The sequence below is a fragment of the Muriicola sp. E247 genome (assembly GCF_041358175.1).
In the GTDB taxonomy this organism is placed as follows: Bacteria; Bacteroidota; Bacteroidia; order Flavobacteriales; family Flavobacteriaceae; genus Muriicola.
The window spans coordinates 1-14570 of sequence record NZ_JBGKBE010000016.1; the positions used below are offsets into that span (position 1 = coordinate 1).

The 14570-nt window shown below is 43.3% G+C and carries 7 protein-coding genes; all 7 read right to left on the reverse strand.

Going from position 1 to position 14570, the window contains the following annotated elements:
• The coding region (locus ACA086_RS14665; protein ID WP_371004092.1) for a hypothetical protein at positions 1 to 845 on the reverse strand (845 nt) is incomplete at its 3' end.
• A 391-nt stretch (positions 846 to 1236) separates the two neighbouring features.
• The gene (locus tag ACA086_RS14670) at positions 1237 to 3693 is read right to left on the reverse strand and encodes an Ig-like domain-containing protein (RefSeq protein ID WP_371004093.1); all 2457 of its coding nucleotides are present in this window, start codon (positions 3691 to 3693) and stop codon (positions 1237 to 1239) included.
• A gap of 230 nt (positions 3694 to 3923) precedes the next feature.
• Positions 3924 to 7658 carry a beta strand repeat-containing protein gene (locus ACA086_RS14675; protein WP_371004094.1) on the reverse strand — a complete coding sequence of 1245 codons (3735 nt, stop codon included), beginning with the start codon at positions 7656 to 7658 and terminating at the stop codon, positions 3924 to 3926.
• Positions 7659 to 7889: 231 nt separating this feature from the next.
• Positions 7890 to 9467 carry a hypothetical protein gene (locus tag ACA086_RS14680; protein WP_371004096.1) on the reverse strand — a complete coding sequence of 526 codons (1578 nt, stop codon included), beginning with the start codon at positions 9465 to 9467 and terminating at the stop codon, positions 7890 to 7892.
• Between the two features lie 232 nt (positions 9468 to 9699).
• Complete coding sequence (locus tag ACA086_RS14685; RefSeq protein WP_371004097.1) at positions 9700 to 11736, reverse strand: OmpA family protein; 2037 nt, start codon at positions 11734 to 11736, stop codon at positions 9700 to 9702.
• Positions 11737 to 11747: 11 nt separating this feature from the next.
• Entirely contained in the window at positions 11748 to 12704 is a 957-nt protein-coding gene (locus tag ACA086_RS14690) for a type IX secretion system membrane protein PorP/SprF (protein WP_371004098.1), read from the reverse strand.
• Positions 12705 to 12719: 15 nt separating this feature from the next.
• A partial coding sequence (locus ACA086_RS14695; RefSeq protein WP_371004100.1) for a gliding motility-associated C-terminal domain-containing protein occupies positions 12720 to 14570 on the reverse strand: 1851 nt, incomplete at its 5' end.

Here is a 14570-nt window from a genome sequence, read left to right on the forward strand (position 1 = left end):
AAACCTGATGTAGTATTATCGTATGGGTTGCTACTTGCATTGGTGTTGATTAGCTGAGTAGCGCCTGTTTCGTCTGTATAGGTATAAGTACCATCCAGGTTGTCTACCATGGTGGAGATGGAAGTATCACTGATCGTAGTTACATTTCCGCCCGCATCCGTGAAGGTATACGTACCGTCTGCGTTATCTACTAAAGCCACTGTCCCTGCTGCTGCATTGATCTCATCAATAGCCGCCTGAACATCGGTGGCCACAAGTCCGGAAACTGTATTATCATATGTTACTTCAGCAGCAGTCTGATCATCGGTTCCTACTAATCCGGAAAGATCTACTGTCTGCGTATTTCCATTTTCTAAAGTAAGGGTCAGTATATTACTAGCATCAATACTAAAGTTGGTAATGTTTTGGTCGTCGGTGTTGTCTAAAAATGGTGTAAGGTCAACTGTACCACCATCTTCTAATGTAAGGATGTTCCCGGCTAGGCTAAGAGCCTGGTCATCGGTGCCAGTGGCACTGAGTGCACTTAGGTCTACCGTCACTGTATTACCGTCTTCTATATCCAGGGAAAGAATGTTCGTTCCGGGATTAAAACTGAAATTCTGAAGATTTTGATCATCTGAGGAAGTTAATTCCCAGGTATCACCATCCCAGAAGTAGATGACTCCGGTATTGGTATTAACATAAATATCTCCTGTATCTGCCCCGCTGGGGGTCGTGGTTCCGGGGGATGTTACTGCGGTACCGCTAAGTACCTCACAGTTACACTGATCCTGCAAATTCACAGTGGTTTGTGAAAACGCAAATCCGGATACCAGAAACAGAAGCAATAGGATCTTCTTGTCCATGGTAAAAAACTTAAGTATGTGCTTCTCTTTTTTCAATAGTATATTCTTCGGTTTACACCTGATATAATATTATCAACTAACAAATTTAACGTGAAGCTACCCCTGTGAAAATAATTGTTGTGTACTCGATGAAATGCATGGTCTACGACCTGATAGTTGAGGTATTGTTGCAAAAAAACCTTAATAATACTAAGGTTTCGTTGGTCGATCACCCCAATATTGATAAGGTTTACCGAATGATTTATCGTAGGAATTTTCCCTCCAAAATCATTTTTAATTTCGGGTTCGATATGGATTGAATTGTTGCCTTAAAAATCTCATCTACTTATAAAAAATTTGGAAGCAGGAATGGACTAGAGCAAAAACAGAAATTATCCCTATAAGGAAGATTTTAATTGGGATTTACACGATGGGTGATCTTCCTATTTGTAATAACACTTCGAATTTTAACCGTTAAGGTCGCCGCATTGGATGTTGTGGAAGGATCACAGGTATAGGCCGAGTTTGATACTATTACCCTGTATTGATAGGTGTTCATTGCCAATGAAACCGGATTAATAAGAAGAGTTACCGTTGCGGTCCCTGAATAGATTCCGCTGTCTGTGAGGTCGGTAAAACTTACCCCTCCATTTGTACTTAATTGCCATTGAAAGGTATCTGCATTGGTTGTACTTACGGTGAAGGAAACGGGGTTACCGCTGAATCCGGTAGTATCTGCTGGTGGCACATCAATAGTGGCATTTGAACCCGCCTCCAGGAAGTCTGCTGTAGCGTTACCATCAGCATCGATGGGAGTCGTATACCCATCTACCTGATTGGTGCCTGTTACCTGCCCATTAGCATCCACTGTGGTCGGTAAATCTGCCAGAAGGCCATCGTTATTCTGGTCTGTAAACCCGGCCTCAAGGACATCATTACACCCATCACCGTCACTATCGAGATCCAGATGATTGGGTAAACCATCATTATCTACATCCAGATTATCACATACTCCAAAGGCATTTAAAGTACAGAAATCAGAATCCCTGTAGTTAGGAGTACCATCACTATCTGCATCTGCACTGGGATCGATACCATTAGATTCTGTAGAATCCAATATCCCATCATTATCATCATCCAGGTCATTGACATCATTGACGCCATCCCCGTCAAAGTCCTCAGAAATGGTTAAAGTTACCACGGCTGTATCACAGAGTCCAAAGGAATCACATACCTCATAGGCAAATGAGTCGACTCCAGTAAAGCCTGCATCAGGTACATAGGAGAAACTACCATCAGCAGCCAAGGTGAGGGTTCCATTGGTAACATCTATCACAGGCGTTATTGTGACTGTAAGTACATCACCTGAATCATCGTCAGTATCATTCGATAAAACTCCAGGAGCAGCAATATTCAGGGTTGAATTTTCGATCCCCGTATAAGCGTTATCGGATGCACAAGGTATCGCCCTGATGCTGATGATATCAGTTGGGTCCGTGGTCGGATTACAACCTTGCAAAGGTGCTATTCCCAATTGATAATCCCCTGCAGTATCGATCTGTACATTATCCATGCCTATACCCGATATTTCAGAGAGTCCATTTGCCGGAAATACAACTCCTGATGTTAATGAATACCATACATAATCTGAAGAAGGTGAAACAAATTCAGCCTGCAGAGTTAGTGTTTCCCCTGTAAGACAGGAATCGAAATCACCTGGATCTGTGATGGTGGTATTGACTTGTGTTCCGGCAGCACTTCCTAAGAAATCGTATGGCCCGGAAAAATCTTTTAGAGAAGAAGTAAAGGATGAGGAAGTCCTCGATTTTGCCAATATGGCACTAAAGGGAGAATCGCATGCCGCGCTGGTTCCAAACAAGGCGCGGGGGTCAAATCCCAATTGGGTAAAATTAACTCCTACTTCCGCAAAATACTGAGCGTTAAAGTTTGCGGAATACCCTGAAGTGTTTGTCGTTCCCCAGGGAGGACCTGTAGTTGAAAGTGTATTCACATTACTGAGGAGGGCTCCTGCTGGCACCACAATCTCTGCATAGCCGTATGTGCTCCCTCCGTCAATATTAGATCCCCAGACAAAAGTTGAAGTTCCTCCTGGTGAACTGCCAGGGTTAAATATCGCACGATCTATCCATAAACGGACTTCAACACCGGAAACTCCACCTCCACTATAGGAAAAACCAATTACCATATCCCCGATATTTGTGACGTTACCACTGGCATCAAATTGCCAGGCAGTATGACCCTCATTGGGTCCTGAATTGGTAAATCCGGTCGCTGTATTCTGTATTTCTGATACAAATAGTTCGAAGTCGACAAAGTGATTTCCTGAAGAGGATAAGGTTGAAATCATAAGGTCTACCCAGAGGTCATCCGTAACATTTATTCCATTTCTACGCATATGGACACCGGAATCTACAATATCGGTTTTAGAAGGTAAGGATCCTGCAGAAGTACTCCATGAAGTTGACGGGTTATCGCCATTTTTTCCTCCAGAAAAAGTTGTTAAATCATTGGATGATAAATTGGTATAATCTCTCCCATATCGTGTACTATACCAGATATATCCATTATTAGAGGCATAATTGGGGATGCTCTGCCGAAGGTCGAAGGCAATATTATTTCCAGCTGCTAACTGAGCAGCATAGCCCATGGCTGTTGCAGTGGCTTCATCTACTACGCCCGAACCTGAGATTCCGTTATAGAACCAGTCGTCTGTAGTTAAACCAGAAAGAACGTCTCCGGAATATGCGTCAGCTTCAATGCCAAAGTTGGCGCCCACTCCTACCTGTCCATAGGTAGATATGGCCACTAAAAATATCAAACTAAATAGTAATTGCAGGCTGTGTTTCATAATGGTATTTAATGCACATACAAATGATCTGGAAGCTTGATATGCAATAGAACAAAAATATGCATACGAGAATGCCCTGAAAATTAATGTTGTATAAGTGCCTGATCCTGTTGCCTTAGATATTTGCCAGATTTAGGTCGGCTGTTCCAACAAAAAAATCTCATGGAAATAGGGCTCTCAATAAAAGAATTAGTATAAAATTTGAAGTATTGGACAACAAATCGATAGTATTAACTACCGTTTACCCGATAAGTAATCCTTCGATTCGTGATTACCGTTCTGATCACAATCACGCTAAAAGGTGAAAATTCTGAAGTAGAGTTGGCAATAGTAGCTGTCCCCGTGATCAGGTGGCCTACGTTTACCCCAGGAGGTACAGGAATCCTTACCTCAAATAAATTGGTATTATCTGTATTTCCGTCTGTATCCAGATATGAAGAAGTTCCTGCATCGGTGTCATCTACGCTACCTTCCACAGCACTACCAAGATAAACCTGACCTTCCCCGTAATCCTTGGTATTCCCTAATTGATTATCACCTGCTGTTGCCGATCCCTGATTGATATCGGTTAAAAAGAATTCCAGGGTGGCTCCGGGGCGTGACCAACCTTTGATGACCACATTGGAACCTTCCATATAAGCTGTACTCAGTAGTGGAAAATTAGCAGCACCATTAGGGCCGTTATCAGTGTCTCCATTGTCATTTAAGGTAACTCCGTCACCCATGCCATCTGCCTGGTCTAAATCTATTCCCAGGGCATCTCCGGCCGTTCCGTTTGCGTAAATGGAATTCTGGGAGATCAGGTTGCCTGAGGTATTTCCGCCTGCAAGAACAATTCCTGCACCGCTGTTCTGATAAATGACGTTATTTGATATTGATGAATTACTTCCATCAAGGCGGATCCCTGCATTTTCAATTTCTCCACTACAATTTCCCCCATCCTGCCCCGCAGAAGTTATAGAGTTTTCTGTAATTGTTACTCCGCCTGCAATCCCATTCCCATCGATGCCCATGGCTGCGGAGAGCTCAATGAGATTCTGCTGGACAAGAATTCCTGACCCTCCTGTAATTGTTATGTTGTCAAAACAAGCATCATCCCCATTAGTGGTTAGATGATTATTCTGAATTGTAGCTGAAGTTCCACCACTAATCAGAATACCCGCTTCCTCATTCGTACTGATAAAATTTCCATCGATCGTCGCCTCTCCCCCAGTGATTTCCACTCCGTACAGAATATTACCGTCATTAGTACCCAGAGCATTTACACCAAGAAGGTTATTAGAAACCGTAACCGAACCATTATTTACCTGAATCCCGGCCAGATCGCTGGCAAAAATTGAAAGATTGCGAATCACATTGGTATTCCCTTCATTTATAAAAGTATTACCATCTCCGGCATTCACCTGGATCTCGGGAAGATCATAATTTGGAAGATTTGTAGCTGAGGTACCTACCGATGTCCCGCCAGCACCTGTGGTACCTGTATTCGTGTCACCCGAATAAGCGGTCTGTGTTCTGCCGTCAATATGGGTATTGTCATCCGTAATTGAGGTAAATGCATCTACTGAAATATCGAAAATTCCACTGCTGTAGTTGCTGTCCGCAGTCCTTCCAAGAGCATCCCCGGTTGGGGGTATCATAAAGACCGAGGTATCTTCACCTGCACCGGGATCAAAGATCCCATTGGCTACAATATCGAGTCCGGTCTCCCCAAGATTATTTGAATTAATGATGAATTGTTCCAGGGAGCCCTGCCCGTCTTCATTCGTATTTACAATGGTATTGAAATTAAAACCAAAGTCCATTCCGGCCACCCCTTCGTTGAGGATAGTAAAGGTGGATATCGTCTGTGCATTGCTTAGGGTACCCGGACCCGGATCCTGACCCTCTGGGTCTTCACCTCCCACGGAATTGGTGTCTTCAATCACTAAACTTGCAATATAGTCGGTCTTAAAGGTTTGTACAGGAATACAGGTCGTGCAGGTGCTCCCCCCGGGGCGTGTAGAACGAACAGAGTTGTTCACTACCCTGATGGTATATGTTCCGTTGGCCATACCGGCAAAAACATATCGGCCAGCCGCATTGGTGGTCGTGCTTGAGACAAAACTACCCCCCCCATCATACAATTCGACAGTAGCATTAGGAATGGGCACTCCCCCGGCAGCTGCTCGATTTCGCCCGGGTCCACCCCCATAATTAACGTCTTCAAAAACAATGCCCGTAGTCAGGTTTGAGGGAACTTTAAGTGTTACTGTATTGAGGATTACAAAATCCTGTCCTGAACCCACATTGGTGGTTACCGAGGTTTCGCCAGCGGTAACAAAAGGGGATACGTCATAAGTATCAAGGTCAACACCGTGTGAGTTTGTATTATTAACAACCGGTAATGAGGTATTATCGTAATGAGTTGAATTAAAAGGGTTTATGGTAGGAAGTCCTGTATTATCACCATCTCCTGTTAGGTTAAACGTTCCCAGTCCTGTAGTTACTGTCAAACTTTCGTTATTACTCAGGGTTTGATCTCCCTCCCAGGACTGCACAGTTGTTTTTGATCCGGTTGCGCCAATGGCAAAAAAGCCACTAAGGGTGTAGGAAGAAGAAGAATTACTCTCCCCGCTAAAGCCTTCGTAAACATTTATGGTTGAAGCCGGCAAGCTGTTATCTGTGTAAAAAACCATTAGACTCCAACCCCCTAAAGTAGTCGCAGTATTACAATACGGGTTTGTATTGTCTATGGTGAGGCCTGAAAATGTCCAGTTATATGTTGATGGATTTGCCACTGCAGTAACAATCGCGGTAACATCTGCCCTACCGCCATAAAAGGTCCTGTTCGTAAGCGAAGTACCGTATAAAAATTCGGCATTAACCGTGGTACCGTCAAAAGTTACCTGGGTATCCGGTGTTGCCCCAGAATGTGCCCAGTATAGAATAGCCTGATCTATAGTTGCTGTTGGCGGTATTGCACTAGACAGTGTATTGCTTGAACTTGTTGTAATAGCACAGGTATTCCCTGTATTGGGTTGGGTTCTAAGGGTACCGGCCGTAGAAGTATAATCCATATAGCCGTCAAATTCATGGGTAAGTACCAAAGGTGCATTAAAGGCGTATTCATCATCAACAATCGTTGCGGTGCCCTGGGAATCGGCTATAATTACACCGGGTTGACTAATATTACTAAGATTGACATCAAAGGTTTCCTGGTTGAATTCGGGAACATTATCATTTACAAGGTTGACAACTATAGTTTGTGTTTCACCTGCTGTTCCGGTAAAACTGATCGTTCCGCTGTCGGAAACATAGTCGGACCCTGCCAATGCAGTCCCGTTGGCCGTTGCCCAGTCCACATTAAACCCCCCTGCAAATGCTTTATTAAGAGTAACGGTAAAAGTAGCTGTACCGTCATCCTCGTTTACCGTGATGTCATTAATAGCAATACCGGCTGGAAGGTTACCATTGAATTGTAGATTATCAATTTCGTAGGCCTCTGAACCACCCCAATTACCACTATTAGTGATAAATCGAATTTGTGAATTGGCTGACATCTCGTTAGAGGCCAGATTGTAATTTACCGTACCAGAACCGTTCAGGGTAGCTACCGTATTCCAACCAGTACCGTTCCACAGATCCACATCGATCTGTTCGTTTCCAGAGATTTCGGTATAGGTCATTGTAAGGGTTACTCCTGTAGCCCCATTGAGATTCAAAGATCTGGTAAGCGTTTCCCCATCCATGTTCTGGATCCGTAACCTGTTTGTAGCATTTCTGACATAAATACGTCCTCCGGTTGGATCGTTGTCTTCAGAATCCTGCCAATCTCCGGTAAAATTCATAGTACCGTTATTGTTGGAGTAAGAAACCGTGTTGAAGTTATCTAAAAAGGTATCCTGGCCGTAAAGTATCGGCACAGAAAAAAATAGACAAATAAATACCGAAACCGCGAGGATTTGATATTGTATCTTTTCCATTGGTTCATTTTATCATGATAAATATACCATGCCATAGAAGTCTCATTAAAAATTTGTTGCGTATCCCTCCTAATCCAGTGCCAACGGGTATTATTGTGAGGTTTCCAATGCTGAGTTTAATAAAAATACAGGATTCTTTAGGCCTGTAACTTTCTGTATGTCAGAATTATCCGACCTTTTTATGCATGCTGCTACTCAAACTCAAGGCAATGTTGAGACAAACCAATTAACCTAGAACGGATTTACCCTATAAGTAGATTTACGGTTTGTTATAATATTCCTGACCCTGACATTCAATTGGGCAGACCCTGTCACAAAAGCGGGGCAAGTAGACATGGAATTGGAAACTACTACCCTGTAGAGATATCCGTTTTTATCAACTTGCACATTTTGCACAGTTAAGGTTGTTGATTGGGTACCCGTGTATTCTGTTCCATCCGAGATGTTGCTAAAAATAGACCCGCCGTCTGTACTCAGTTGCCACTGATAAGTATTTGCATTGGAGACGGTTATATTAAAAATGGCATCATCGCTAACCATAACAGTTTGATCGGGTCCCATGGTTGCAGATGCAGGGACGTCTTCAGTTACAGAGACTACAGTCCTTGAATTACTCGTACATCCTGTTACTGTGTTCCGGGCTTCAGCATAGTATACGCCTGCGGAAGAAGGTGTGTAAGATGTACTTCCAGCAAGTAGTAAAATCCCGCCTGAAGCTGCATTGTACCAGTCGGCCGTTTCTCCCGGGCCAATAGAGACATTGATGGTCGGTACCGGATCAGTTGAACAATAAACTTCATTTCCTCCACTTACAGGTGCATTTACGACAGGACATGTACAATTTGGCGAAGTTACCTCCAAATCCTGTGTACAGCCATTGGCAGCCGTTACTGTGGCTGTTATATCGTTTCCTGAGGGAATACCAGAGATCCGCCATTGATTCCCGGAAATATTTGTGACTGTCCCTTCTGTACTTGTGACTATACCATTGCTGACAGTCACTTCAAGTTCATAAGTATTGCTAAAGAAATTGCAACTGGGTGAACCGGACACGGAAATTGTTGGACTATCTTCTATGGTTAGAGTTACAGCTGTTCTGAAAATACTTTTTCTATTTGGATCACTATTGTCTACGCTTTCAGCATAATACGTGATTGTCCCTACGGTGCTTAAAGTTGGACTTACCATCGATCCTCCTTCGGCAGAATTGTACCATTCTACATATGCCCCGGAAGGAGGGGTAGCTGTGGCTGTAAGGGTCTGAATGGGGTTTTCCTCACACTCTGTTATGTCTCCTCCGCTCTGGGGAGGAGGTAAAGCTGATTCAATATCGTCAAATGAATAATCTGCACCTCCATTTCCATTGCAGGTAGAAAATTTATCGTTCCCAATATAAATGACCTGCGAGGCATTGCAGTTTTTCGAAGTACTAATGGTTCCTCCGTTGTTATATATAATGGCACCCTCAGGAAACCTGATGTCCGCATTTTTTACCCACTCAAGTATTCCGTCACTCTCTACTGCCAAGGTCTCGATATTTACTTCAAAATCACCATTATCTGGTAATAACAAGATATCATCACTGCCTGAATTGTCGCCAATAACAAGGTTGTTAAGAGTAAAACTTGTGATATCGACATTTAAAGTAATGGTGTTTCCATTGCCAATCAAGACATGATCTGCATCAGCGGTTTGCCCGGGGAAAGAAGTAGCTGCCACCCAGGTGATACCATTGTAGGTTTGCCAATTTGCCGGATTATTCCAATTACCACTGGCTACAGAACGAAAATCGCCCGTGTTTTGTGCCATGGAGAAAAAACATTGAAAAAGTAGCAGGCAAATAGTCAGGGTCTTACCTGCCTTATACAGAAAGCCTATCTTGACTCGGATTAAAGAATATATTAGGATCATATAATGTTCACAACAACTTTATTCCTATTCGCCATTTTCAGGAATAAGGAAGTAGAACGAAATCTAGAAAGATCCTATAACTTCAGAAAACATTTGTTGTGAAACGCCCCGTTTCCGATGCCATTCGTAATTAATAACAGCAGTTCTCCCCCTCTTCGCAAAGGATAAGGAATTCGGAACGTCTGTTCTGTTGGTGTTTGGTGGCTGAACAGCGTACACCGTCAACACATTCGTTGACTGGTTTTGTCTCGCCATATCCTTTATATTTCAACCTGGAGCTATCGATTCCCTTGGAGATGATATAATCAACCGTTGCTTTCGCCCTTCGTTCTGAGAGCGGCTGATTATAGGTGTCATTGTCTCCTCTTACATCGGTATGTGAATTTACCTGAATCCTCAGGCTGGGATATAATTCCATCGCATCAACGATGATATCCAATTCATCTTTGTATACATCTTTAATTTCAGATTTATCAAAATCGAAGAAGATCGTTGGATCGAGACCGAGAAGTTTGGCCAGGTCTGTTCCGTAATCTACACAATTGGTCTCAATGTAAAAATCAACCATCCTTAATTCACAGGGATTGATCTCGAGGTACTCCTCTACAGTGGTGTAACCTTCCCTTGTTGCCCTGACAAAGTTATTCTTATTTCTGTCGATGGAGACGCTGTAAGCTCCCTCTTCATTCGTAAAGGTTGAGGCTATAATTTGGTTATCATCACTAATGATATTCACAGTGGTTCCCGCGAGAGGGAGGAGTGTTGTTTTATCGTAGACTATCCCGGTTAAAGTCTTTGGATTGAGGCATTCCGCTGTAAAAGCATATATGTTGTCATCTGTAAAATCCTCTGCCTTCTTCCTGCCTGAATCGTTCGATCTTGGCCTGTTGGAGGCAAAAAATCCGTATTGCTTTTCACTGTCATAGATAAAGGTAAAATCATCGTATTCGCTATTGACTGGCTTTCCGAGATTCTCAGGAGCAGAGGCCGCCATACCATTTGCATTCAAATCAACAGAATACACATCTAACCTACCTTCACCCGCAATACGATCTGAAGAATAATAGAGCTTATTATCCTTGCTTACAAAAGGAAAACTCTCTCTGAAATCCGTATTTACGCGATCGCCCAAATTGTCTATTTTCCCTTTGATGCCATTTTCATCCACGGCAATCATGAATATATCTGACAGGCCTTTACTGCCGGGCATATCCGACGTAAAATACAGTCGGGAATCATCAGGACTCAGTGCTGGGTTCGCAAAAGAATATCCATCAGAATTAAAGGCTTTATCTCCATTCTGGTTTTTGTACCAGGAATCGTCCATTATTCTCCAGCCATCGCTTTCCAGAACAGCTTTAAAAATCTTCAGACGAATGATATTGTCATTATCTCTGACTAAATCCCCCTCCTTAAAATTAGATGCGGTAAAATACATCGTTTTGCCATCTGATGAAAAGGTAGCCGTAGACTCATCTACTTTTATTGAAGTAGATTCGGCCTCCCTAGGGTTGATTCCATTACCAAAGAAATTTAGCTTCTTGATCAGCAGGAGTGAATCTTCATCTGATTCAAATTGATATAAGTCGAGAAAATCTTTGTTGGTACCACTATGTCTGTATCTGTGGAGGTTGCCAGTATCCCTGTCTGAAGAAAAAATAAGTCCTTCCTTATAAAAAGTAGGGGCAAAATCAGAAAAGTGATTTAAGTTGATACTGTCTTTTAAATTCGAAAAGTATTCCCGGAGGTCTTGTAATTCGTAAACTCTGGTAGTCTGGACCACGGCATTTGCTGCTGATTCGCTGAGATATTCTGCCAGTTTTTCTTTTGCCAAATCTTCTTTCCCAATTGCCCTGAGGCTTTGTCCATATCGAAAATTGTATTCCGTTGGGACATCAAATTCGGGCTTTTCTTCGGCCCTCTGATACAATATCTCGTAGACCTTTGCTGCGTTGTCATAATCTGCGATAAAGTAATACGAATTTGCCAGTTTCATCAGAGCCGTATCCTTTACCTTATCCGGTTTCTCCATCAGGCGTTTTTGATATACCCTGGTGTACATAGTATATGTGAACTTTTCCTTTTTCTTTGCGGGAAGGTTTTGGGCAAAAATGTTGCCCAGCATTGCAAAGAAGGCTATAGCTATGATCAATAAACGCTTTGTCATGAAAATCATATTTAAAAGAATCTAGGTGATACCAGACCACGGAACGAACGAACCAGTTCAAACCTCAGAAACACTTCAAAAGAACCATCGTTAAATCGTGTTCCCCCCAATTCTGTAATCTCTTTATCGTAAGCCAAGCCCAGCATGAGTTGCTCTGATATCTGGAACCCAAAAAGTGCACTGGCCGCTGCGTCCCAGCGGTAAGCTGCACCAAATGAAAACTTATCATTTAGCAAGAATGTTCCGGAAAAGTCGAGCTGTAAAGGAGCCCCGCCAACTGCCTTCATCAAAAAAGCCGGTTTAAACTTAAAATTGTAATTCAGGTCGAACACATACCCGGTAATCATATAGAAATTAAGCCGTTCTGTAGACTGAAATTGTACCGAATTTGCACTTCGCTGTGAATTATCAAAATAGTCGGTTTCCAGCATATTAGGGGCAGAGAGTCCCAGATAAAAACGATTGGTGTGATAATAAACCCCAAAGCCAACATTGGGCGAAAAGTTATTGGTAATGTCGGCCCCATCATTGATGGGTTCCTGATCAAAATTCCTCAATTGTTGAAAGTCGAGATTCAACAAATTCCCGCCAAATTTTAGTCCGAAAGACAACTTCCTCTCATCGGCAAGGTCAAGTGTATATGACATTACGGCATCGAGGTATGTTTCCTGAACCACTCCATTCCCGATATTGTCATTGACCACAGAGATTCCATACCCGAGCTTGCTGTTCCGTATCGGAGAATGCAAATTCAGAGTTTGGGTTTTTGGCGCCCCGTCGAGGCCCACCCACTGTGCTCTGTACATGGCCGCAATACTTAATTGCCCCCTGGATCCTGCATAAGCAGGATTCACACTCATGGTATTGTACATGTACTGGGTATACTGGGCATCCTGTTGTGCCTGCAAAGTACTGCAGCTTGTGATTACCGCCAATAAGGTAATGAATGCGTAATTATATAGTTTCATGTTTTTTGTCATCAATTATTTACTCACATAGAGGTATCCGGTATCTGTAATCCTTTCCTGACCTAAATCGTATTCAAAGATATAGAAATAAACCCCTGCAGGCAGGTAGTCATTTGTACTCAGTGTGGACCTTCCTCTCGACCTGCCATCGAAGACATTGTTCTGATTGTTGTAATTGTCACCTTCAAAGACTGCGATTCCCCATCGATTGTATATTCTCAGGGTATTGTTTTTTGCAAAATCCACATCCCTGATAAACAGAAAGTCGTTTCTACCATCGTTGTTAGGGGTCACCATCTGATTCACTTCTATCTTGAAGTCGGTGATCACCTCAGAAACCAAGACTGTTACAATAGCTGTATCACAATTGGTAGGATCGGCAATTTCACAGATCGTGTACTCTATGGTATAGGTACCCGGAGGCGTTCCTGGTGCAACACTAACAGTTCCGTCAGCATTGACCGTCAAAGGACCAGTCGGTGTAGAAGTGATGGTGACATCATCCGGATTAACCGGTTCTCCGTTTAACGTATCGTTGTCCAATACATTACTGTCTGCCACCAGTCCGCCTGCATCTCCATCAACGAGAACTCCCCTGAAATCATCGTCCACTGCATCTATTACATTGGGTCCCATGAGCACTTCTACGGTTACCGTCGCTGTATCACAGTTTTCAGGATCAGCCACCTCACAAATGGTGTAGTCGATGGTATAGGTACCAGGCGCGGTATCAGCTGCGACACTTACGGTCCCATCTGCATTCACAGTCAAGGGTCCTGTTGGAGTTGAAGTGATTACCACATCAGCCGGATCAACTGGTTCTCCGTTTAAGGTATCGTTGTCCAGTACATTACTGTCTGCCACTACCCCACCAGTGCTGCCATCAACCGGATTTGCCGTAAAATCATCATCCACCGCATCAATCACATTCGGGCCTTCCGCTACCACCACAGTTACAGTAGCAGTATCACAATTGTCAGGATTTGCCACTTCGCAGATGGTATAGTCAATTGTATAGGTACCCGGTGCCGTATCCGGCGCAACACTTACTGTTCCATCTGCATTAACCGTTAACGGACCTGTTGGTGTAGAAGAAATTGTAACGTCCGCAGGATTTACAGTAATACCATCCAGAGTGTCGTTATCAAGTACGTTACTATTTGCAACTACTCCTCCGGAAGCACCGTTTACAGGATTAGCAGAAAAATCATCATCCACAGCATCAATACCCGGCGGACCGATAATGATGGTTACAGTTGGATCATCAGGATTGCCATCGCCATCGCTGTCGATATCCGTTGGATCGTCAGGATCGTCAGATAATGTACTGATAGGGCCATTATCAGGAATAAATGCAGTTACGGTTGCCGTATTCTGGAAACTTCCCGCATCGATATCTGCCTGAGTTATGGTATAGGTGGCTGTAAAAGTAGTACTATCTGATTGTCCTGGTTCAAGGATGGTCAGAGGCCCACCGATAACTTCCACGAGCGGATCAGTTACAGTGATATTCCCCAGTGGAACAGTTCCCACATTAGTTACTGTAAAGGTGTAACTGATCGTTTCCCCTACCTGGGCATACCCATCATTATTTTCGTCATTAAAAGTATCCACCTTGAGGACGATAATATTAGGGCCGGCGTCAACTACAATAATAACAGTTGCAGTATCACAATTTGTAGGATTGGCCACCTCACAAATAGTGTAGTCTATGGTATACGTGCCCGGACCTGTATCAAGAGCTACGCTTACCGTACCATCAGCATTCACTGTCAGGGGTCCTGTGGGTGTTGATGTGATGGTCACATCAGCAGGGTCTACAGGCTGACCGTTAAGCGTATCATTGTCGAGCACATTGCTGTCAGC

Bases quoted from the DNA above. Each gene is read 5' to 3' on its own strand.
- ACA086_RS14670 (WP_371004093.1), bottom strand. From the start codon at position 3,693: ATGAAACACAGCCTGCAATTACTATTTAGTTTGATATTTTTAGTGGCC.
- ACA086_RS14675 (WP_371004094.1), bottom strand. From the start codon at position 7,658: ATGGAAAAGATACAATATCAAATCCTCGCGGTTTCGGTATTTATTTGT.
- ACA086_RS14680 (WP_371004096.1), bottom strand. From the start codon at position 9,467: ATGGCACAAAACACGGGCGATTTTCGTTCTGTAGCCAGTGGTAATTGG.
- ACA086_RS14685 (WP_371004097.1), bottom strand. From the start codon at position 11,736: ATGACAAAGCGTTTATTGATCATAGCTATAGCCTTCTTTGCAATGCTG.
- ACA086_RS14690 (WP_371004098.1), bottom strand. From the start codon at position 12,704: ATGAAACTATATAATTACGCATTCATTACCTTATTGGCGGTAATCACA.